The organism is Streptomyces sp. MMBL 11-1 (assembly GCF_028622875.1).
Classification (GTDB): domain Bacteria; phylum Actinomycetota; class Actinomycetes; order Streptomycetales; family Streptomycetaceae; genus Streptomyces.
In genome coordinates this window covers 3,280,521-3,301,683 of record NZ_CP117709.1, presented here as the reverse complement: position 1 = coordinate 3,301,683, position 21,163 = coordinate 3,280,521, and the positions used below count along the sequence as shown (strand labels likewise).

The window sequence follows — 21,163 nt, the reverse complement described above, 5'->3', positions numbered from 1 at the left end:
GCGGGCGTCAGGCCGCGGCGGTCGTCACGGCGCGGGGATCTCGGGCAGGTCCGGGACCTCGGGCAGGTCCGGCATGCCGGGGAGCGAGGGCATGCCGCTCGGCAGCTTGGCGGGGTCGGCCTTGGTGAGGGTGTCCTTGACGCCGCCGTCCCACGAGAGGACCAGCTTCGTGCCGTCCACGGAGTCGATCGCACCCATCGTGCGGTCGGTGGAGCCGCCGGTGCACTTCAGGGCCAGCATCGGTTCGCCGCCCATGTCCTTCACGTCCCCCTGGCACACGGACTGGTCGGCGACGAGGGCGACCTTGCGGGCGCTGATGGACACGGTGACGTTCTTCGCGTCCGTCAGCCCGACCCAGGTGCCCTCCAGCGCCGCGGGGTCCGCCGCGCCGCCTCCGGCGGACTCCCCGGAGCCGTTGCCGCCGCTGCCGGGCGTCGCGCTCGCCGAGGAATCCGCGCCGGAATCCTTGCTCGCGTCGTCGCCGCCGCACGCGGTCAGTGCCAGTGAGGCGGCCAGAGCGGCGACCGCGACGGCGCCGGTGCGTAGAGACCTGGTCACGTAAAGTTCCCCCTTGCTGTTTTCCGGTCGAAAGACCGCGTCACGTTACCAAGGCCCGCAAGGATCAACTCCCTTGAGCGGGAGCAAAATAGGCGTGCCGTTCGTCTCTCTTCCCGGAGGGTGCGACCGGGGCGGAAAAGTCTGTAATCAAAGGAGCACCCCGCGTGCACGTGCATCTGCTCATGCATTGGCATATGAACAGAGCTATGATCCGAGCTAGTTGACACTTGCACCTTGCAACTCGGGGAGCGTCCGTGCACCACGTGTACAACGGCATGGCGGCCACAGAGCTTCGCGGAGTCGTCTGGCAGAAGAGCAGGCACAGCAACTCCCAGGGTTCCTGTGTGGAGTTCGCGCGGCTGCCCGGAGGGAATGTGGCGATGCGGAACTCCCGTCACCCCGACGGGCCCGCCCTTGTCTATACGCCCGCGGAGATCGAGGCGCTGCTGCTCGGCGTCAAGGACGGCGAGTTCGACCATCTCGCCGCCGGCGCCTGACGCCGGGCCCGGCCCGTGACGGGCCGGACCGAGGCGTTCACGAACCCGGCTTCGCGTTCTCCTGGAGCCGGAAAAGGGCCCAGACGACCTTGCCGTACAGCGGGCCCGAAGGCAGTTCTCCGAGCTGTACGGGAGAGGGGTGCCAGCCCCAGCTGTCGCTGACGCATTCCACCAGGAACAGGCCGCGGCCGGATTCGGCCGAATCCGCCGCCTCGCCCGCCACCGGGCTTTCCCGGCTGGGATCGCGCACGGCGCACACCAGTCGCGAGGTCCAGCGCATCAGGTGCAGCCGCACCGGCGGATCCTGGAATTCCCGGGGCGGATCGCCGGGCAGCGCGTGGCGCAGGGCGTTGGTGACGAGCTCCGACACCACCAGGGCGACATCGTCGAAGCGGTCGCCCAACTCCCATCGCTCCAGCGTCGACCGGGTGAACTTCCGTGCGCCGCCGACCGCTTCGTAGCGTGCGGGCAGAGCGCAGGACGCCGATCCGGCAACCCCTGAGGGGTCGGTGGGGGGAAGCCCCTGCCGTAACGGCTCGAGCATCGTCGATCCATTCGTCCCCATACGAGGCACTCCCGGGATTCGCGGCTGTAGCGGCACTGCCTGTAAGCGGTACTGCGGGGGGTACAGCGGCACAACACGAGCACGCAGGTGCGCGAGGACCATGGTTCCGAATGCGCAGGGCAGATGCAAGGGCAGATGCACGTGCACGTGCCGGACCTGCCCGATACCGTGGTGGTTCCGGGGTATTTCTTCCCGAGGCCAGTTTCGGGAGCTTCCTAAACGTCTTCCCATTTCCGTAATCGAATGAGTACGGGCTGAAGCGTTTGGTGGCAGAATCCGGCAGTCGGGGTTGGGGGGCTCCGGATGCCAGGGGAAGCGATGGGGAGGATCGGACCAGTGTCGGCAGGCGAGTCGAGTGGATCGGTGGTGCGGCGCATCCTTCTGGGCTCTCAGCTCAGGAGGCTGCGGGAGTCGCGCGGAATCACCCGTGAGGCGGCCGGCTACTCGATCCGGGCCTCCGAATCGAAGATCAGCCGCATGGAGTTGGGACGGGTGAGCTTCAAGGCCAGGGACGTCGAAGACCTGCTCACGCTCTACGGAGTCGCGGACGAGGCGGAGCGCGACTCCCTCCTCGGTCTGGCCCGTGAGGCCAACGTGGCCGGCTGGTGGCACAGTTACGGAGACGTCCTGCCCGGCTGGTTCCAGACGTACATCGGTCTGGAGGGTGCGGCCTCCCTCATTCGTATCTATGAAGTGCAGTTCGTGCACGGGCTGTTGCAGACCGAGGCGTATGCCCACGCCGTCGTCTCGCGCGGGATGCGCGGAGCCTCGCCCGCCGAGGTCGACCGCCGGGTGGCCCTCCGGCTGGAGCGCCAGAAGGCCCTCGTCTCGGAGCGCGCCCCGACGTTCCACGCCGTTCTCGACGAGGCGGCGCTGCGCCGCCCGTACGGCGATCGCGACGTCATGCGTGCCCAATTGCGGCATCTGATCGATATGTCGGAGCAACCGAACATCACGCTCCAGGTCATGCCCTTCAGTCATGGCGGTCATGCCGGCGAGAGCGGATCGTTCACGATGCTGCGCTTCCCGGAATCCGATCTGTCGGACATTGTCTATTTGGAGCAGTTGACGAGCGCGCTCTATCTGGACAAGCCCGAGGAAGTCGCCCAGTACGAAAAGGCCATGACGGGTCTCACCCAGGACAGCCCCACCCCGGAAGACAGTCGGGATCTTCTGCGCGGCCTACTCCAACTGGCGTAATTTCTCAGTACGATGACGTCACATCAGGAGTCTGCGAACGCCTGCAGTAAGGGATTGCATGTCCTTCTTCCATGAACTGGCCCACCAGTACATCGACGGCGAGTGGCTGACCGGCAGCGGCTCGTGGGACATCATCGATTTCAATCCCTACAACGGTGAGAAACTCGCCGCCGTCACCGTGGCCACCGCGCTGGAGGTCGACCGGGCCTACCGGGCCGCCGAGCGCGCGCAGCAGGAATGGGCCGCCGTCAATCCGTACGAGCGTCGCGCCGTCCTCGAACGCGCGCTCCGTGTCACCGGTGAGCGTACGGAGGAGATCGTCGAGGCGATCATCGACGAGCTGGGCGGCACCCGGCTGCGGGCCCAGTACGAGATCCGGGGCGCGACGGAGTTCCTGCGCGAGGCGATCCGCCAGGCCCTGCGGCCCACGGGGCGGCTGCTGCCCGCCGTGGGGGACGGCCGCGAGAACCGGCTCTACCGGCTCCCCGTCGGCGTCGTGGGCGTCATCAGCGCCTTCAACTTCCCCTTCCTGGTGACGATGAAGTCCGTCGCGCCCGCCCTGGCGCTCGGCAACGCGGTCGTCGTGAAGCCCCATCAGAACGCGCCCGTCGTGGGCGGCGGCCTGATCGCGAAGATATTCGAGGACGCGGGGCTGCCGGCCGGGCTGCTCAACGTGGTGATCACCGACAGCGCCGAGATCGGTGACGCGTTCATCGAGCACCCCGTGCCCAAGGTGATCTCGTTCACCGGCTCCGACCGGGTCGGCCGGCACATCGCCGCCACCGCGGCGGGCGCCTTCAAGCGGACCATCCTCGAACTGAGCGGGAACAGCGCCCTGGTGGTGCTGGAGGACGCCGACGTCGACTACGCGGTCAGGGCGGCCGTCTTCAGCCGCTTCCTGCACCAGGGGCAGGTCAGCATGGCGGCCAACCGGATCCTGGTGGACCGGTCGGTGGCGGCGGAGTTCACCGAGCGGTTCACCGCCGAGGTGGCGGCCCTGAGGACCGGGGACCCGAGAGACCCGGAGACCCGGATCGGACCGGTCATCAACGCCTTCCAGGCCGACGCGCTGGACACCCTCGTCGAACGGGCGCTCGCGGACGGCGCGACGGCGCTCGTGCGCGGCCGGACCGTCGGCAACGTCGTCGGCCCGACCGTCCTCACCGGCCTCGCGGAGGACTCCCCGCTGCTTCACCAGGAGATCCTCGGCCCGGTGGCCCTGCTGATGACGTTCGACGGCGAGGAGGAGGCCGCGCGGATCGTCAACGAGGGCCCGTACGGTCTCAGCGGCGCGGTGCACACCCGGGACGCGGAGCGCGGGGTGAAGTTCGCGCAGCGCATCGTCAGCGGGATGTTCCACGTCAACGACTCCACTGTGCAGGACGATCCGCCGGCCGCGTTCGGCGGCGAGAAGACGTCCGGGGTGGGGCGGCTGAACGGCGAGGCCGTGGTCGAGGCGTTCACCACGCAGAGGTGGATGTCGATCCAGCACGGCCGCTCGGTCTTCCCGTTCTGACCCGACCCGACCCGACCCGACCCGACCCGACCCGACCCGACCCGACTCGACCTGACTCGACCTGGCCTGACCCTCCGTCCTCGGGGCGGGATACCCTAGTCAAAGTTGAATAGGAAAGGGTGTCATGTCCGCGATCCGGCTGCTGGTCCTCGGCGCCGTGCGCATGCACGGCCGCGCACACGGCTATCAGGTCCGCAACGACCTGGAGTACTGGGGCGCCCACGAGTGGTCCAACGCCAAGCCCGGGTCGATCTACCACGCCCTGAAGCAGATGGCGAAGCAGGGACTGCTCCTCGCGCACGAGACGGCCCCCTCCACGGTCGGCGGACCGCCGCGCACCGAGTACGAGGTCACGGACGAGGGGCTGGCGGAGTACCGCGCCCTGCTGCGTGACGCCATCCGCTCCTACGACCAGCAGATGGACGTCCTCTCGGCGGCGGTCGGGTTCATCGTCGACCTGCCCCGGGAGGAGGCCGTCGCGCTGCTCAAGGAGCGCGTGGAGGCCATGAAGGAGTGGCGGACCTCGGTCACCGAGTACTACACGCCCGAGGACGGCCCCGAATCCCTCGGCCACATCGGCGAGATCATGAACCTGTGGGTGCACTCGGCCGACGCCGGCGTGGAGTGGACCCGGGGGCTGATCGCCCGCGTCGAGGGCGGCGCGTACACCTTCGCGGGCGAGGGCGACCCGTTCGTCGGGGTGCTCGCCGATGGCGAGGAGAACCCCTACGCCACCGGGGTGCCCGATCCCGGGGACCGCGACTAATCAAGTTTGACGAATGACCGAGCGGGGTTTATCTTCGACCTTCTAGTCAAGTTTGACTACAGGAGGGTGCGGGAATCGTGACCGACGCGATCGTCATGGACGGCGTGCACAAGCGGTACGGGGAGAAGCGCGCCCTGGACGGACTGGACCTGGCCGTCGGCAGCGGCACCGTGCACGGCGTGCTCGGCCCCAACGGCGCGGGCAAGACCACCGCCGTACGGATCCTGTCGACGCTGCTGCGCCACGACACGGGCCGGGTGACCGTGGCCGGCCTCGACGTCACCGAGCGGGCGGGCGAGGTGCGGCGCAGGATCGGGCTGCTCGGCCAGCACGCGGCGGTGGACGAGCAGCTCGGCGGCCGGCAGAACCTGGAGATGTTCGGGCGGCTGTACCACCTGGGCGCACGCCGGGCGGGCAGCCGGGCGGACGAGCTGCTGGAACGGTTCGGCCTCGCGGACACCGGGCGCAAGGCCGTCAAGCAGTACAGCGGCGGCATGCGCAGGCGCCTCGACCTGGCAGCCTCGCTGATCACCGATCCGGACGTGCTGTTCCTCGACGAGCCGACGACCGGCCTCGACCCGCGAGGCCGGACCGAGGTGTGGGAGGCGGTGCGGTCCCTGGTGGGCGGCGGCACCACGGTGCTGCTGACCACGCAGTATCTGGAGGAGGCGGACCAGCTGGCCGACCGGATCTCCCTGATCGACGGCGGCCGGGCGGTCGCCGAGGGCACCCCCGACGAGCTGAAGGCCCTCGTCGGCGGCGACCGGATCGACATCGTCCTGCGCGACGCGTCCCGCCTGGTGGAGACGGGCGCCCTGCTCGGCGGCGCGGACCTGGTGCTGGACGCCGACCGGCGGCGGATCGGCGCGCCCGCCCCGGACCGGATGGCGGCCCTGGCGCGGACGGTGCGGGTGCTGGAGGAGGCGGGCATCGAGGCGGAGGACATCGCGGTGCGCCGCCCCACCCTGGACGAGGTGTTCCTGTCGCTGACCGGGCGGCCCGACGACGTACGGCGTCCGGAGAAGACGGCGAATGCCGAGAAGGCGGAGGTGGCGGGATGAGCGCGACGACGACGGCGCCCGGACCGGGCGGGGCGTCCGGGCTGCTCGGCTGGGCCCTGGCCGACTCCTGGACGATGACCCGCCGCGAACTGGCGCACTGGGCCCGGCAGCCCGTCGCGGTCCTGGTCAACCTGGTCTTCCCGGTGATGCTGCTGCTGATGTTCACGTATCTGGTCGGCGGCGGCCGGGGCGTGGACGGCGACCCCACCGAGTACCTGGTCCCCGGGATGCTCGCGCTGACCATGGCCTTCGGCCTGGAGAGCACGATGCTCGCGGTCACCCAGGACCTCGGCAAGGGCGTCATCGACCGCTTCCGCTCGATGCCGATGGTCCCCGGCGCCGTCCTGGTCGGCCGCAGCGCCGCGGACATGCTCCAGTCGACGGCCGCGCTCGCGGTGATGACCGGGGTCGGGTACGCGGTCGGCTGGCGCTGGCACCACGGGGCCGCCGCCGCGCTGGGGGCGTTCGGGCTGCTGCTCCTGCTGCGGTTCGCGATGCTCTGGGTCGGCATCCTGCTGGCCATGGTGGCGGGGCGGCCCGAGATGGTCTCGGCGGTCCAGATCCTGGTCTGGCCGGTCGGCTTCCTCTCCAACGTCTTCGCCGCCCCCGAGTCGATGCCGGGCTGGCTGGGCGCGGTGGTCGAGTGGAACCCGATGTCCGCCACGGCCACCGCCGTACGGGAGTTGTTCGGCAATCCGGGCGGCGCGACCGGCTCCTGGGCGGCCGAGCACGCCGGGCTCCTGGCCGTGCTCTGGCCGGTGGCCATCATCGCGGTGTTCTTCCCGCTGGCGGTGGTCAGGTTCGCGCGCCTCAGCCGGTAGCCGTGCTCCGGGTGGCGCCGGAAGCCGCGCTCAGTGGTGGAAGGCCGCCGGGGCCGCCCGGTCATGGCTCAACGGGTGCTTCTGGGAGCGGAGTTCGGGAAGCAGCAGCTTCAGGTCCTCGACCAGCAGTTCGGCCAGGTCCGAGGAGAACCCGTTGCGGCACACCACGCGCAGCACCGACAGGTCCTGCCGGTTGGCCGGGAAGGTGTACGCGGGCACCAGCCAGCCGTGCTCCCGCAGCCGGCGGGACACGTCGAACACGTCGTACGCGTGGACGTCCGCGTTCGTCGTGAACGCGAACACCGGCAGCTCGTCGCCCCGGGTGAGCAGCCGGAAGTCGCCCAGCTCCTCCACCGCGCGGGCCAGGCCGCGGGCCACGTCCCGGGAGGCCTGCTGGACCGCGCGGTAACCCTCGTGCCCGAGGCGCAGGAACGTGTAGTACTGCGCGACCACCTGCGCCCCGGGCCGGGAGAAGTTCAGCGCGAACGTCGGCATCTCCCCGCCCAGGTAGTTGACCCGGAAGACCAGCTCCTCCGGCAGCGCGTCCGCCGTACGCCACAGCGCCCAGCCGACCCCCGGGTAGACGAGGCCGTACTTGTGGCCCGAGGTGTTGATCGACGCCACCCTCGGCAGCCGGAAGTCCCACACCAGGTCCGGGTCGAGGAAGGGCGCCACCATCGCGCCGGACGCCCCGTCCACATGGACCGGGATATCGAGGCCGGTCCGCTCCTGGAGGGCGTCCAGGGCCGCGCACAGCTCCGCGACCGGCTCGTAGGACCCGTCGAAGGTGGAGCCGAGGACGCCGACGACCCCGATGGTGTTCTCGTCGCACAGCTCGGCGGCGGCCGCCGGGTCGAGGTGGAACCGCTCGCCCTCCATCGGGACGAGCCGGGCCTCCACCTCCCAGAAGGCGCAGAACTTCTCCCAGCAGACCTGCACGTTGACGCCCATCACCAGATTGGGCCGCGCCGTGGCCGGATAGCGGTCCGCGTTCCGCTTCGCCCAGCGCCGCTTCAGGGCGAGCCCCGCGAGCATGCACGCCTCGCTCGACCCGGTGGTCGAACACCCCACGGCCGCCCTCGGATCGGGCGCGTTCCACAGGTCGGCGAGCATCGCCACACAGCGCCGCTCCAGCTCGGCGGTGCGCGGGTACTCGTCCTTGTCGATCATGTTCTTGTCCCGGCACTCACCCATCAGGACGTCGGCCTGCGGTTCCATCCAGGTGGTGACGAACGTGGCCAGGTTGAGCCGGGAGTTGCCGTCGAGCATCAGCTCGTCGTGGACCAGCCGGTACGCGGTGCGCGGAGGCAGCGGCCCGTCGGGCAGCCGGTGCCGGGGCGGCGCGGTGTTCATCGCGGCCGTCGGGTCCGTCTCGCCGAAGAACGGGTTCAGGGCGAGTCTGCGCCGCTCCTCGGAGGGTTCGTCCTGTTCCGGGTGGGCACCGCGGTGCAGCGGCATGGTGGAGCCCTTCTCTCGGCCGAAGCGGTCGGGGGCCGGGGTGCGGGGTCGGCTCTCGGCGCGGCGTCAGCTCTCCGCGGCCAGGCCCGCCTTGATCGCCCGGGTGAACTTCACGACCCGCTCGGCCTGCACCCGGGCGGCCGTCAGGGTCTGCTCGCCGACCGGGAGGTCGCCCTGCCCGGAGACGTGCGAGGTGCCGTACGGGTTGCCGTCCACGAACTTCGAGGGATCGGTGTACCCGGGGGCGACGAGAATGCCGCCGAAGTGGTGGATCGTGTTGTAGAGCGCGAGCAGCGTGGACTCCTGGCCGCCGTGGGTGGTGGAGCTGGAGGTGAAGCCGCTGTAGACCTTGTCGGCGAGCTGCCCCGCCTGCCACATCCCGCCGAGCGTGTCGATGAACTGCTTCAGCTGGGCGGTGACGTTCCCGTACCGGGTCGGCGAACCGAAGATCACCGCGTCCGCCCACGCCATGTCGTCCTGCGAGACCTCGGGGATGTCCGCGGTCGCGGTCACGTTCTCGGCCCACGCCGGGTTGGAGTCGATGGCCGCCTGCGGGGCGAGCTCCGCCGCCCGGCGCAGCCGCACCCGCGCCCCGGCCCGCTCCGCGTCCCCGGCGATGGCCTTCGCGATCGTGGCGACGGTGCCGGTGGAGGAGTAGTAGATGACGGCGACGTTGACGGGCGTGAGCATGCGGGGGCTCCTTCTGTCGTGCCTGATGCCACGCGCCTCACCGTAGGGGGATATATCGGACCCGGCAGCCCGGGTGGCGCACCCGGGGGTCCCGGGTACCCGGGTGGCGGACGCGGCAGGCGGGCGCCGCACGGGAGGGCACAGGGGTGAGGGCGCCTCGCGGGGCCGTGTCGGCCCGGCGGAACGCCCTCACCCGTACTGCTGTCGCCCGTCCCCGTACGCGGGGCTCAGTCGCGCCCGGAGCCCGAGCCCACGCGCGCGTGCCGGCCGCGCCTGGGCGCGGCGGCGGGCTCCTTGGGCTGCTTGTCGCGCGCCCGGTGCTCGACCACCAGGACGGCGATCACCACGAGCGCGCCGAGCACGATCAGAGCGCAGGTCAGGCCCACCGAACCGCTGGGGGCGAGCAGACCGCGGTCGTCGTCCTGCCAGGGCCACAGCGCGCGCAGCGACCCCGCCATCAGACCGGTCATCACGACCAGCGTCACGTGGTGGTAGTTCTCCAGCAGCCACTTCAGCAGCTTCACGAAGAGCGCCAGCCCCACCACGCAGCCCAGCGCGAAGGCGGCGAGGTAGCCGAAGTCGCGCTCGTTGACGGCGTCGATCGTCGGCTCGTACAGGCCCAGCGTCAGCAGCAGGAACGAACCGGAGACCCCCGGCAGCACCAGGGCGCAGATCGCGACCGAGCCCGCCAGCGCGACCACCACCGGATGGGTCGGCATCTCGCCCGGCGGCAGCCCGGTCAGGGCGAAGGCGGCCACGGCGACGACCAGGCAGAGTACGTAGTTCCCGCCGGTCCAGCGCTGTCCGGAGCCCGAGTAGGGCACCCACAGCGAGGCCAGCACCAGCCCGAAGAACAGGGCGTACGCGAACTGGGGGTGCTCCTCGACCACCGGCGCGATCAGCTTGGCCGAGAGCACCAGCGCCGCCGCCATGCCGATCAGCAGCGGAACCACGACCATCCAGTCGACGTTCCTCAGCTCGGCCCTGGCGCGCGCGGCGCCCCGGCCGCGCGGCAGGTCGGACACGGCCATCCGCAGCGCGCTGGTGACGTGACCGGCGCCGCCGATCAGCTTCTCGTACACGCCGGTGATCAGTGCGACGGTGCCACCGCTGACGCCGGGTACGGCCTCCGCGGTGCCGATGAGCGCGCCACGGAAGGCGTTGAAGAGGTGGTGACCGGACGGCTTCGCCATGATCTCCTGTTTCGGCTGGCGGCTCTCGGCCGCGGTTCGGCTCTCGGCCGTTGAAGGGGAGTAGGCGCCATCCTAGGCGGCGTGCCGCGGGGCTCGGGATACGGAGGGGTCGGTAACGGGAACGGGCAGGTCGCCGCGGGCTCAGAACCCGCGGGTCCGCTTCGCCGCCCGCCGGTTCGCCCCGCCGACCGCGCCCGGCACCCCCATGAACAGCCGCGAGATCTCGCTCCCCAGGTTCACCCCGATCGCGATGGCCAGGGCCGTCGCGACGGCCGTCGACAGCGAGGTCAGCCCCCGGTTCACCTCGTTCTGCGCCACGCCCAGCAGACCGAAGTACGTCGCCGAACCGGGCAGCAGCGGCCCGATCGCCGCCGTGATGTACGGCAGCGAGGACGTGAAGCGGTAGCGCGAGAACAACTGGCCGAACAGCCCCACCAGACCGGCGGCCACCGCCGTCGCCGCGACCGGCGAGATGTCTCCGGTCCGGGCCATCGCCCCGAAGATGATCCAGGCCACACCCCCGTTGAGGGTGACCGCCAGCACGGTGGACCGCTCCTGCTGGAGCAGGATCGCGAAGGCCAGGCTCAGCGTCATCGACACCAGGATCTGCAGCGCCGGGCGGTCGTTGGGGATGAACTCGGCCTCGGGATTGAGCTGGGCCCCCAGCTGCACCCCCAGGTACAGGATGATCAGCACGCCCGCGACGATCCCGATGAAGAAGTACATGACCTCCAGCAGCCGGGCCGAGGCGGTGATGTAGTAACCGGTCAGCCCGTCCTGCACCCCCGCCACCAGCGCCCGCCCGGGCAGCAGCGCGAACAGCCCACCGGTGATCACCGCGGACGGCCGGACGTCCGTCGAATGGGTCAGCGTCAGCGCCACCCCCATCGCGGCGGGCGGCATCGCGGCCACCGTGAACTGGTAGAACTCCGGCAGCCCGCGCCCGGCGCACAGCCACGCGAGACGGTCGCCGAGCATCGCGCCCGCCGCCGCCACGACGAACACCAGGAAGCCGCCGCCGACCAGCACGGAGGCCGAACCGGCCAGCAGCCCCGCGGCCGCCGTCAGCACCCAGCCCGGATAGGGGTGGCGATTACGGCGGATCTCCGCGAGCCGCCGGTAGGCCTCCTCCAGCGAGATCTCGGTGTCCGTGCTGGTGATGTCGTCGACCAGCCGGAACACGGCTGCCAGCCGGGTGTAGTCGGTGCCCCGGCGGCGTACGGTACGGCTCGCGGTCACCGGGTCGTCGACCAGCGACGGCTGGTGCGAGATCGACAGCAGGGTGAACGTGACCGTCGGTTCGCTGCGGTCGAGACCGTAGGACCGGGTCACCGCGAACATCGCCGCCTCGACGTCCTCGGCGCCCTCGCCGCCCGCCAGCAGCAGCTCCCCGATACGCAGCGTCAGGTCGAGCACGCGCGGCACCGCGGGGCCCGTGTCGTCGTCCGTGCGCTGGATGGACTCCGCGGCCGGGCGCTCGGTCACCGGCATCCGCAGCATCGTGCGCATCCGGTCCTGCCAGGGCGCCTCCTTGGTCAGCCTGACCATCGGAATGCCCTGCGCCGGGGTGAACGCGGGCGGCGACTGCTGGGCTCTGTACGTGCTCGGCGGGGTGAAAGCGGAACTCAGCGTGTCGTGGTTCGAACCGCCCCCGGAGCCCCCGCCGGAAGCGGCCGGACCGCCCTGGTCCTGGTGCACACCGGTCGGCAGCGCGAACTCCGACGTCGGATGGTCCTCCTCGGGCGGCGACGCCGGCTGACTCGTCCCCGCGGGCGGGGCGAAAGCGCTCCGCGCCTCGTCGGACTGGGGCTTCTGGTCCTCAGGACCGCCCGATTCCGCCACCACTCGACCTCGTTCCTCCTCGACCGCACACCCCTGGGCGGGTGTCCCGCCGCACGTGTGCCCAGTATGGCCACCGGCATGGGCACCGCACGCGCGGAAGTGCGGACAACGAAACGGGCGGCACACCCGTGAGGGTGCACCGCCCGTTCCGAGACGGCCGTCCGGCTCACAAACGGAACCGGAAGAGGGACGTCAGTGCGCGCCGCCCTGCGCCTCAAGACGCTTGTACGAGGCCTCGATCTCGGCCTCCGCCTCGGTACGGCCGACCCAGTCGGCGCCCTCGACGGACTTGCCCGGCTCCAGGTCCTTGTAGACCTCGAAGAAGTGCTGGATCTCCAGACGGTCGAACTCCGACACGTGGTGGATGTCGCGCAGGTGCTCCACCCGCGGGTCGGACGCCGGGACGCAGAGCAGCTTGTCGTCGCCGCCCGCCTCGTCGGTCATCCGGAACATGCCGATGGCGCGGCACTTGATGAGGCAACCGGGGAAGGTCGGCTCGTCCAGAATGACCAGCGCGTCCAGCGGGTCGCCGTCCTCGCCGAGGGTGTTCTCGACGAAGCCGTAGTCGGCCGGGTAGCTGGTCGAGGTGAAGAGTCGACGGTCCAGGCGGATCCGACCGGTCTCGTGGTCCACCTCGTACTTGTTCCGCGAACCCTTCGGGATCTCGATGGTGACGTCGAACTCCACGGGTGGCTCCTCCATGATCAACACATACGACTGGTGATTAAGTGTCCCCCACGCAGAAGAGTGCTCGCGAAAGGGGCTGGTCAACGGTGGCCGAGCCGGTGGAAAGACCGTCGATGCGCCCGTCGGACCGGTGGGGCGGGCTGAAGGTCCTGAAGAACAGACACAACGGGGCGTACACCTGGCAGGTCGTCGCGGGCTCCGCGGCGCTCGGCCTGGTCGTCGCCGCCGGCGCCGTCCTCGCCGCCGGCCCCTGGGACAACGGTCAGCGTAAGGCCGAGCGGGCACTGGCAGTCGCCGCGGACCGCACAGGTGGCGCACATCACGGCCGCCCGACGCCCGAAGGCCCCCGCCCGGCCCCCAGCGCCCCGGCCGTCCTCCCGGCTCTCGGCACCGCCACCCACCACGCCCCGAGGGACGCCGCCGCGCTCCGCGACACCCTCGCCCCGCTCATCGGCGTGCCCGGACTCGGCGACACGGTCGCCGCGTCCGTCATCGACACCGCCACCGGCGAGCAGCTGTACGGAACCGGCGCCACCGCCCCGATGACCCCGGCCTCCACCATCAAGATCGCCACCACCGCCGCCGCGCTCTCCGTCCTGGGCCCCGACCACCGCATCGCCACCACCGCCGCGCTGTCCCCCGACTCCCGCACCCTCACCCTCGTCGGCGGCGGCGACCCCACGCTGAGCGAGGCGGCCCTGCGCTCGATGGCCGCCGAGGCCGCCGACGCCCTGCGCGAGGACGGCGAGGAACCCGCGGGCCCGGTACGGCTCACCTACGACACCTCCCGCTACACCGGCCCCGTGCTCCACCCGATCAGCCCCAACGAGAACATCGCCCCCGTCACCGCCCTGATGGTCGACGAGGGCCGCCTGAACGACACGGACCGCGGCCCCGCCAAACGCAGCGAGGACCCCGCCGGCGACGCGGCCCGCTCCTTCGCCGCACAGCTGAGAAAGGCCGGCGTCAAGGTCACCGGCGCCCCCCGCGAGGCCCGCCCCGCGCGTGAGTCCCGCACCGTCGCCACCCACCACTCGGCCCCGCTCGCCGCCCTCGTCGAGCGCACCCTCACCAACAGCGACAACGACATCGCCGAGGCCCTCGCCCGGCAGACCGCCATCGCCAAGGGCGAGAGCGCCTCGTTCGCCGGAGCCCGCCGCGCCGTCACCAACGAACTGAAGAAGCTGGGGGTCCCGGTGGCCGGCGCCCACCTCGCCGACGGCAGCGGCCTGGACCGCGAGGACCGGGTCACCCCCGCCCTCCTCACCGCCCTCCTCGCCCGCGCCGCCGACCCCGACCGCCCCGGACTGCGCCCGGTCCTCACGGGCCTCCCGATCGCCGGGTTCAGCGGCACCCTCGGCGGCCGCTACCAGGAAGCCTCCGAGGGCACCGGCCTGATCCGCGCCAAGACCGGCACCCTCAGCGGCGTCAACTCCCTCGCCGGAACGGTCGTCGACCCCCGGGGCCGCCTGCTCGCCTTCGCCTTCCTCGCCTCCGGCAGCCTCTCCGCGGCCGAAGCCGAACCCGCCCTCGACGCCCTGGCCACCGCACTCGCCCTCCCGGCCCGCTGAGCGGCCCCCAGCACCCGAAGAGCCGCGCAAGGGGGCGCCAAGACCCCACCACCGGGCGACGGGCTCACGTACGGTTGACGCATGACGAGCATCGGTAATGCCCAGATGGTCGACTGGAATCTCGCGGTCGCGACCGCGACCCGACTGGTCCGGCCCGGCCCCGACATCAGCCGCGAGGAGGCCCGCGCCGTCGTCGCGGAGCTGCGGCGGCATGCCCGGGCGTCGGAGGAACACGTCCGGCTCTTCACCCGGATGATCCCCGAGGGGACCGAACCCGAGGACACCCCCGTCCTCGTCGTCGACCGGGCCGGCTGGATCAAGGCCAACGTCGCCGGCTTCCGCGAACTGCTGCACCCCCTGCTCGCCAAGATGGAGAAGCGCCGCTCCGGCGGACCCGGCGGCGCCGTCCTCGGCGCGGTCGGCGGCAAGGTCACCGGCGTCGAGCTCGGGATGCTGCTCTCCTTCCTCGCCTCCCGCGTGCTCGGCCAGTACGAGACGTTCGCCCCGGCCACCAGGGACCTGCCCGCCTCCGCCGACGGCGGCGGACGCCTGCTCCTCGTCGCCCCCAACATCGTCCACGTCGAGCGCGAGCTGGACGTCGACCCGCACGACTTCCGGCTCTGGGTCGCCCTCCACGAGGAGACCCACCGCACCCAGTTCACCGGCGTGCCCTGGCTCCGCGACCACCTCCGGGGCGAGATCCAGACGTTCCTCGACGAGACCGACGTCGACCCGATGACCTTCCTGGAGCGCCTCCGCGAAGCCGCCCAGTCCCTCTCCGGCGCCGGACGGCCCGAGGGCGAACAGGGCGAGGAAGGCGGCCGGAGCCTCGTCGACATCGTCCAGACCCCCGCCCAGCGCGAAGTGCTCGGCCGCCTCACCGCCGTCATGTCCCTCCTCGAAGGACACGCGGACTACGTGATGGACGGCGTGGGCCCCGAGGTCGTCGGCTCCGTCTCCGAGATCCGGGAGAAGTTCCAGCGGCGCCGGGCCCAGGGCGCCGGCCGTCTCGACCAGGCGCTGCGCAAGCTCCTCGGCCTGGACGCCAAGCTCCGGCAGTACAAGGACGGCGAGAAGTTCGTACGATCGGTCGTCGAAGAGGTCGGCATGGACGGCTTCAACCGCGTCTGGACCTCACCGAACACCCTTCCGACCAAAGCCGAGATCGCCCGGCCCGCCGACTGGGTCGCGCGGGTGCACCGTAAGGCCGAATCCTGACCATCGGACGGCCCGGGGGCCGATATTGGCCCGCCAATCACCCATCCGAGGGACCGTAGGGGCACGGGAGGGCGTGCAATGCTCGATGAACAGCTTGCCTCTGTCACCATCGACGCACTCTGAGTGACGGGACTCACGCGTTCCGGCGCTCGACGCTCCTCCCGAACTCCACGAAGGGCACCGGACATGGGTCCCCATCCTGCGGTCGCGGCGATACGCCTGGCGGTCCGCCGCGTACTCCACGACGTCACCACCGAATTCCACCGGCACGCCGGCCCCGACCGGCCCGCCGACGCGGCGAGGCGCCCCGCGCACGCCGCCGGCCCCCGCTTCGCCGAGGCCGGAGCCGCGGGCAGGTCCGCACTCGCCGACCGGCCCGCTCTCGCCGACCGGCCCGACACCCCACTCGTCCTCGTCGCCTGCTCCGGTGGCGCCGACTCCATGGCGCTCGCCTCCGCGCTCGCGTTCGAGGCCCGCAAGCTCGGCGTCCGGGCCGGCGGCATCACCGTCGACCACAACCTCCAGCCGGGATCCGCTCTCCGCGCCGCAGAGGTCGTCACCCGGCTCACCGCCATGGACCTCGACCCCGTCGAGGCCGTCGCCGTGCACGTCGGACGCGAGGGCGGCCCCGAGGCCGCCGCCCGCGACGCCCGCTACGCCGCACTGGACGCCGCCGCCGAACGCCACGGCGCCGCCGCCGTCCTGCTCGGCCACACCCGCGACGACCAGGCCGAGACGGTCCTCCTCGGCCTGGCCCGCGGCTCCGGCATCCGCTCGCTCTCCGGCATGGCCGCCGCCTCCGGGCCGTCCGGCCGCTACCGCCGGCCCTTCCTCCACCTCGACCGGCAGACCGCCCGCAAGGCCTGCCTGGTCCAGTCCCTGCCCGTCTGGGACGACCCGCACAACATCGACCCCGCCTACACCCGCTCCCGGCTCCGCCACGAAGGCCTGCCCGCCCTGGAGAAAGCGCTCGGCAAGGGCGTCGTCGAAGCCCTCGCCCGCACCGCCCAGCTCTCCCGCGACGACGCCGACGCCCTGGACACCTGGGCCGCCGAGGCCGAGCTGTCCGTACGCGACGAGACCGGCCGGCTGGAGTGCGCCAAGCTCTACGTCCTGCCGCCCGCGGTACGCCGCCGGGTGCTGCGCCGCGCGCTGATCGAGGCCGGGGCGCCCGCCGGCTCCCTCTTCGCCCGGCACCTCGAAGAAGTCGACCGCCTGATCACCGGCTGGCGCGGCCAGCGGGCCATCAACCTGCCCGGCCGCGTCGAGGCGACGCGGCAGGGTGGCAGACTGGTCATTCGGCAGAGCTGACGCGCGAGCGGCTGAAGTGCAGGCGAACAGCCGGCCCGGCCCGGGGCGCTTTTCCCGGGCCGGCAGGCAGAGAAAGAGACGTGGGTGAACGAGAAGGACATGGGTACCGACCTTCAGTCGGTGCTCCTCACCAAGGAAGAGATCGACGCGAAGCTCGTCGAGCTGGCCGCGAAGATCGACGCGGAGTACGCGGGCAAGGACCTGCTCATCGTCGGCGTCCTCAAGGGCGCGGTGATGGTCATGGCGGACCTGGCGCGCGCGCTGTCCACCCCCGTCACGATGGACTGGATGGCCGTCTCCTCGTACGGGGCCGGCACCCAGTCGTCCGGCGTCGTCCGGATCCTCAAGGACCTCGACACCGACATCAAGGGCAAGCACGTCCTGATCGTCGAGGACATCATCGACTCCGGCCTGACGCTGTCCTGGCTGCTGTCCAACCTGGGCTCCCGGGAGCCGGCCTCGCTGGAGGTCTGCACCCTGCTGCGCAAGCCGGATGCCGCAAAGGTCGCGATCGATGTGAAGTGGATCGGTTTCGACATCCCCAACGAGTTCGTCGTCGGCTATGGGCTGGACTACGCGGAGAAGTACCGCAACCTGCCCTTCGTCGGCACGCTCGCCCCGCACGTCTACGGCGGCTGACCTCGGCCGACCCGCCGGGGAACCCTCACCGCCCTCGGGCCGTTGAAGCTTCGAAAGCAGGTTTCTCCGTCGTACCCGGCAGTCGCGGGTGACGATGCTGGGGTACCGTCCGAAGAACAGTCTTTTCAAACAGCAGCATTTACCTACGGGCAGGAGGGACGGGGCGTCTTCGCTCCGTATGGATGGACGTGAAGCGATACTTCCGTGGGCCGGTCATGTGGATCGTGCTGGCCGTCCTCGCCGTGGTCGTGTTGATGCAGGTCGTCGGCTCGTCCGGCGGCCACAAGACGGTGGACACCGGCAAGGTGATCCAGGCGATCAGCAAGAACCAGGTGGACGAGGCCAAGCTCACCACCGGTGACGAACAAATCCTCAAGATCGAACTGAAGGACGGCCAGAAGCTCGAAGGCGAGTCCGGCAGCAAGTTCCAGGCGAGCTACATCGGCAACCAGGGCGTCGAGCTCGCCGACACGCTGCAGCAGAAGTTCGAGGCGGGTGACATCGAGAAGGGTTACACCGTCTCGCCGTCCAAGCAGTCCCCGTTCATCTCGATCCTCCTCTCGCTGCTGCCCTTCGTCCTCATCGTGGTCGTCTTCCTGTTTCTGATGAATCAGATGCAGGGCGGCGGTTCCAAGGTCATGCAGTTCGGCAAGTCCAAGGCCAAGCTGATCACCAAGGACACCCCCAAGACGACCTTCTCCGATGTGGCGGGGTCCGACGAGGCGGTAGAGGAGCTCCACGAGATCAAGGAGTTCCTCCAGGAGCCGGCGAAGTTCCAGGCCGTCGGCGCCAAGATCCCCAAGGGCGTCCTGCTCTACGGGCCGCCCGGTACGGGCAAGACGCTGCTCGCACGCGCCGTCGCCGGCGAAGCGGGCGTGCCGTTCTACTCGATCTCCGGTTCCGACTTCGTCGAGATGTTCGTCGGCGTCGGCGCCTCCCGTGTGCGCGACCTCTTCGAGCAGGCGAAGGCGAACGCTCCGGCGATCGTCTTCGTCGACGAGATCGACGCCGTCGGCCGCCACCGCGGCGCCGGCATGGGCGGCGGTCACGACGAGCGCGAGCAGACGCTCAACCAGCTGCTCGTCGAGATGGACGGGTTCGACGTGAAGGGCGGCGTCATCCTGATCGCCGCCACGAACCGCCCGGACATCCTCGACCCGGCGCTGCTGCGCCCGGGACGCTTCGACCGGCAGATCGCGGTCGACCGCCCGGACATGCAGGGCCGCCTGGAGATCCTCAAGGTGCACCAGAAGGGCAAGCCCGTGGCGGAGGGTGTCGATCTCGGCGCCGTCGCCCGGCGCACGCCCGGCTTCACCGGCGCCGACCTGTCGAACGTGCTCAACGAGGCCGCGCTCCTGACGGCGCGCAGCGACAAGAAGCTCATCGACAACGAGAGCCTCGACGAGGCCATCGACCGCGTCGTGGCGGGCCCGCAGAAGCGGACCCGGATCATGTCCGAGAAGGAGAAGAAGATCACCGCGTACCACGAGGGCGGACACGCCCTGGTCGCGGCGGCCTCTCCCCAGTCGGACCCGGTCCACAAGATCACGATCCTCTCCCGCGGCCGCGCCCTCGGTTACACGATGGTGCTCCCGGAAGAGGACAAGTACTCCACGACCCGCAACGAGATGCTCGACCAGCTGGCGTACATGCTGGGCGGGCGTGCGGCCGAGGAGCTGGTCTTCCACGACCCGACCACCGGCGCCGCGAACGACATCGAGAAGGCCACGGCGACGGCCCGCGCGATGGTCACGCAGTACGGCATGACGGAGCGCCTCGGCGCGATCAAGTTCGGCGGCGACAACTCGGAGCCCTTCCTGGGCCGCGAGATGGGCCACCAGCGCGACTACTCGGAAGAGGTCGCGGCACTGGTCGACGAGGAGGTCAAGAAGCTCATCGAGACCGCCCACAACGACGCGTGGGAGATCCTCGTCGAGAACCGCGACATCCTCGACGCCCTGGTGCTCGAACTGCTGGAGAAGGAGACGCTGGGCAAGGACGAGATCGCGGAGATCTTCGCCCCGCTCGTCAGGCGTCCCGCTCGCCCGGCATGGACCGGATCCGCCCGGCGCACCCCGTCGACGCGGCCCCCGGTGCTCTCTCCCAAGGAGCTGGCCCTCACCAACGGCGCCTCGGTCGCCAACGGTTCGGCCACCCCGCCGGAGATCGCCCCGACGGACCTGACGAAGGACATCGCCCCGTCCACCGAGGCGATCCCCGAGGAGCGTCCCGAGAGTTGACCGGCGGCCGGTGAGACCTCCGTCACGGAGGCCGGACCGGACCCGGAATGGATGCCGCGCCCCCCAGGTTTTAGCCTGTGGGGGCGCGGCTTTTCCGTATGCCTGCGAGGTCTGAGCGCGAACCCGCGCACGGGACAGCACAGAGGAACGAGGCACAGATGACCGACCCGGTGACGCTGGACGGCCAGGGTTCGATCGGCGAATTCGACGAGAAGCGTGCCGAGGCGGCCGTACGCGAACTGCTGATCGCCGTCGGGGAGAACCCCGACCGCGAGGGCCTGCGGGAGACGCCGGGGCGGGTGGCGCGGGCGTACAAGGAGATATTCGCGGGCCTCTACCAGGAGCCCGAGGACGTCCTGACGACCACGTTCGACCTGGGCCACGACGAGATGGTCCTGGTCAAGGACATCGAGGTGTTCAGCACGTGTGAACACCACCTGGTGCCGTTCAGGGGTGTCGCGCACGTCGGCTACATCCCCGCTTCCACCGGCAAGATCACCGGCCTGTCGAAGCTGGCGCGGCTGGTGGATGTCTACGCCCGACGCCCGCAGGTCCAGGAGCGGCTGACGACCCAGATCGCCGAGTCCCTCATGTCGATCCTGGAGCCGCGCGGAGTCATCGTCGTCGTCGAGTGCGAGCACATGTGCATGTCCATGCGGGGCATCCGCAAGCCCGGGGCGAAGACTCTCACCTCTGCGGTGCGCGGCCAGCTCCGGGACCCCGCGACCCGTGCCGAGGCGATGAGCCTCATCATGGCGCGCTGACGCTCTCCCGAACGCGCGAAACGGGCGCGGCAGCAGCGGGGAGCGGCTGCCGCGCCCGTGTTCGCCTACGCCGCTGCCGCGCCCGTGCCGTCGTGGTCGTTGCCGTCCTCCGGGAGGCGGCAGACGCGTTCCAGGAAGAGGGCGGCCGCGATGACCGCGATGCCGGCCACCACCGCCGCGCCGGCGTAGATGGCCTGGTCGCGGCGGGGCGGGATGTCGAGGTGGCCCAGGAGGAAGACGCCGGTGCCGCCGTACACTCCGGCGACCAGGGCGGTCACCAGGGCGCTCGCCTGGCCGAAGACGACCGCGCGCGCCGCGAACAGGGGCTCGACGCCCTTGGCGCCGGGGCGGCGCTCGCGCTGGGCGCGGAGGCGGGCGCGGGTGGAGAGGGCGGTCGCGAGGAGGATCGCCGCGATCACGGCGAGCACGATCGACGCGGCCAGCGGGACGCTCGGCAGGGTGCCGAAGGAGTCCCACAGGCGGGCCCCGCCCCAGGAGAGGACACCGGCGGCGGCGAAGAGGCCCGCCAGTACCCCGAGCCGTAGTTGCTTCACCGAGTGAGCCGC

20 protein-coding genes are annotated in these 21,163 nt (G+C 70.9%); 12 read left to right on the top strand and 8 right to left on the bottom strand.

The window, feature by feature from the left end; genetic code table 11:
• Window positions 1-24: 24 nt before the first annotated feature.
• Window positions 25-558 (bottom strand): hypothetical protein, encoded by a 534-nt coding sequence (locus PSQ21_RS14210; RefSeq protein WP_274030870.1) that lies wholly within the window; start codon window positions 556-558, stop codon window positions 25-27.
• 254 nt (window positions 559-812) lie between these two features.
• On the opposite strand from PSQ21_RS14210, the gene PSQ21_RS14205 reads away from it, so the two are divergent.
• Window positions 813-1,055: a DUF397 domain-containing protein gene (locus tag PSQ21_RS14205; RefSeq protein WP_003968242.1), complete on the top strand. Its 243-nt coding sequence runs from the start codon at window positions 813-815 to the stop codon at window positions 1,053-1,055.
• A 37-nt stretch (window positions 1,056-1,092) separates the two neighbouring features.
• On the opposite strand, the gene PSQ21_RS14200 is transcribed toward PSQ21_RS14205, so the two are convergent.
• Complete coding sequence (locus tag PSQ21_RS14200; RefSeq protein ID WP_274030869.1) at window positions 1,093-1,599, bottom strand: ATP-binding protein; 507 nt, start codon at window positions 1,597-1,599, stop codon at window positions 1,093-1,095.
• A gap of 357 nt (window positions 1,600-1,956) precedes the next feature.
• Between PSQ21_RS14200 and PSQ21_RS14195 the strand changes: the two genes are divergently transcribed.
• The 5 genes from PSQ21_RS14195 to PSQ21_RS14175 all read left to right on the top strand — a co-directional run bounded on the left by PSQ21_RS14195 (window position 1,957) and on the right by PSQ21_RS14175 (window position 6,984).
• Window positions 1,957-2,820: a helix-turn-helix domain-containing protein gene (locus PSQ21_RS14195; protein ID WP_274030868.1), complete on the top strand. Its 864-nt coding sequence runs from the start codon at window positions 1,957-1,959 to the stop codon at window positions 2,818-2,820.
• 58 nt (window positions 2,821-2,878) lie between these two features.
• Window positions 2,879-4,336 carry an aldehyde dehydrogenase family protein gene (locus PSQ21_RS14190; protein ID WP_274030867.1) on the top strand — a complete coding sequence of 486 codons (1,458 nt, stop codon included), beginning with the start codon at window positions 2,879-2,881 and terminating at the stop codon, window positions 4,334-4,336.
• A gap of 124 nt (window positions 4,337-4,460) precedes the next feature.
• The gene (locus tag PSQ21_RS14185) at window positions 4,461-5,102 is read left to right on the top strand and encodes a PadR family transcriptional regulator (RefSeq protein ID WP_274030866.1); all 642 of its coding nucleotides are present in this window, start codon (window positions 4,461-4,463) and stop codon (window positions 5,100-5,102) included.
• Between the two features lie 77 nt (window positions 5,103-5,179).
• Complete coding sequence (locus tag PSQ21_RS14180) at window positions 5,180-6,163, top strand: ATP-binding cassette domain-containing protein (protein ID WP_274030865.1); 984 nt, start codon at window positions 5,180-5,182, stop codon at window positions 6,161-6,163.
• Window positions 6,160-6,984, top strand: a complete 825-nt coding sequence (locus PSQ21_RS14175; RefSeq protein ID WP_274030864.1) for an ABC transporter permease — start codon at window positions 6,160-6,162, stop codon at window positions 6,982-6,984. The genes PSQ21_RS14180 and PSQ21_RS14175 overlap by 4 nt, the downstream gene beginning before the upstream one ends.
• Before the next feature lie 30 nt (window positions 6,985-7,014).
• On the opposite strand, the gene PSQ21_RS14170 is transcribed toward PSQ21_RS14175, so the two are convergent.
• The 5 genes from PSQ21_RS14170 to PSQ21_RS14150 form a co-directional block, all read right to left on the bottom strand.
• Window positions 7,015-8,442: a glutamate decarboxylase gene (locus PSQ21_RS14170; protein ID WP_274030863.1), complete on the bottom strand. Its 1,428-nt coding sequence runs from the start codon at window positions 8,440-8,442 to the stop codon at window positions 7,015-7,017.
• Window positions 8,443-8,508: 66 nt separating this feature from the next.
• Window positions 8,509-9,132 carry an NAD(P)H:quinone oxidoreductase gene (wrbA, locus tag PSQ21_RS14165; RefSeq protein ID WP_274030862.1) on the bottom strand — a complete coding sequence of 208 codons (624 nt, stop codon included), beginning with the start codon at window positions 9,130-9,132 and terminating at the stop codon, window positions 8,509-8,511.
• 227 nt (window positions 9,133-9,359) lie between these two features.
• On the bottom strand, window positions 9,360-10,325 hold the full coding sequence (locus PSQ21_RS14160; RefSeq protein ID WP_274030861.1) for a DUF368 domain-containing protein: 966 nt from the start codon (window positions 10,323-10,325) through the stop codon (window positions 9,360-9,362).
• A gap of 141 nt (window positions 10,326-10,466) precedes the next feature.
• Window positions 10,467-12,170 carry a threonine/serine ThrE exporter family protein gene (locus PSQ21_RS14155; protein WP_274030860.1) on the bottom strand — a complete coding sequence of 568 codons (1,704 nt, stop codon included), beginning with the start codon at window positions 12,168-12,170 and terminating at the stop codon, window positions 10,467-10,469.
• Window positions 12,171-12,359: 189 nt separating this feature from the next.
• Complete coding sequence (locus PSQ21_RS14150; protein ID WP_018959738.1) at window positions 12,360-12,854, bottom strand: inorganic diphosphatase; 495 nt, start codon at window positions 12,852-12,854, stop codon at window positions 12,360-12,362.
• Between the two features lie 113 nt (window positions 12,855-12,967).
• Between PSQ21_RS14150 and dacB the strand changes: the two genes are divergently transcribed.
• The 6 genes from dacB to folE all read left to right on the top strand — a co-directional run bounded on the left by dacB (window position 12,968) and on the right by folE (window position 20,597).
• On the top strand, window positions 12,968-14,425 hold the full coding sequence (gene dacB / locus PSQ21_RS14145; protein WP_274030858.1) for a D-alanyl-D-alanine carboxypeptidase/D-alanyl-D-alanine endopeptidase: 1,458 nt from the start codon (window positions 12,968-12,970) through the stop codon (window positions 14,423-14,425).
• A gap of 81 nt (window positions 14,426-14,506) precedes the next feature.
• The gene (locus PSQ21_RS14140) at window positions 14,507-15,643 is read left to right on the top strand and encodes a zinc-dependent metalloprotease (RefSeq protein ID WP_274030857.1); all 1,137 of its coding nucleotides are present in this window, start codon (window positions 14,507-14,509) and stop codon (window positions 15,641-15,643) included.
• 186 nt (window positions 15,644-15,829) lie between these two features.
• Window positions 15,830-16,954 carry a tRNA lysidine(34) synthetase TilS gene (tilS, locus tag PSQ21_RS14135; protein WP_274030856.1) on the top strand — a complete coding sequence of 375 codons (1,125 nt, stop codon included), beginning with the start codon at window positions 15,830-15,832 and terminating at the stop codon, window positions 16,952-16,954.
• A 99-nt stretch (window positions 16,955-17,053) separates the two neighbouring features.
• The gene (hpt, locus tag PSQ21_RS14130) at window positions 17,054-17,593 is read left to right on the top strand and encodes a hypoxanthine phosphoribosyltransferase (RefSeq protein ID WP_003968263.1); all 540 of its coding nucleotides are present in this window, start codon (window positions 17,054-17,056) and stop codon (window positions 17,591-17,593) included.
• Window positions 17,594-17,775: 182 nt separating this feature from the next.
• A complete protein-coding gene (gene ftsH, locus PSQ21_RS14125; protein WP_274030855.1) occupies window positions 17,776-19,833 on the top strand; it encodes an ATP-dependent zinc metalloprotease FtsH in 2,058 nt (685 codons plus the stop codon).
• A 158-nt stretch (window positions 19,834-19,991) separates the two neighbouring features.
• A complete protein-coding gene (gene folE / locus PSQ21_RS14120; RefSeq protein WP_274030854.1) occupies window positions 19,992-20,597 on the top strand; it encodes a GTP cyclohydrolase I FolE in 606 nt (201 codons plus the stop codon).
• A gap of 65 nt (window positions 20,598-20,662) precedes the next feature.
• Here folE and PSQ21_RS14115 read toward each other — a convergent pair whose 3' ends face one another.
• Window positions 20,663-21,151, bottom strand: a complete 489-nt coding sequence (locus PSQ21_RS14115) for a DUF3180 domain-containing protein (protein ID WP_274030853.1) — start codon at window positions 21,149-21,151, stop codon at window positions 20,663-20,665.
• Between the last annotated feature and the right edge of the window lie 12 nt (window positions 21,152-21,163).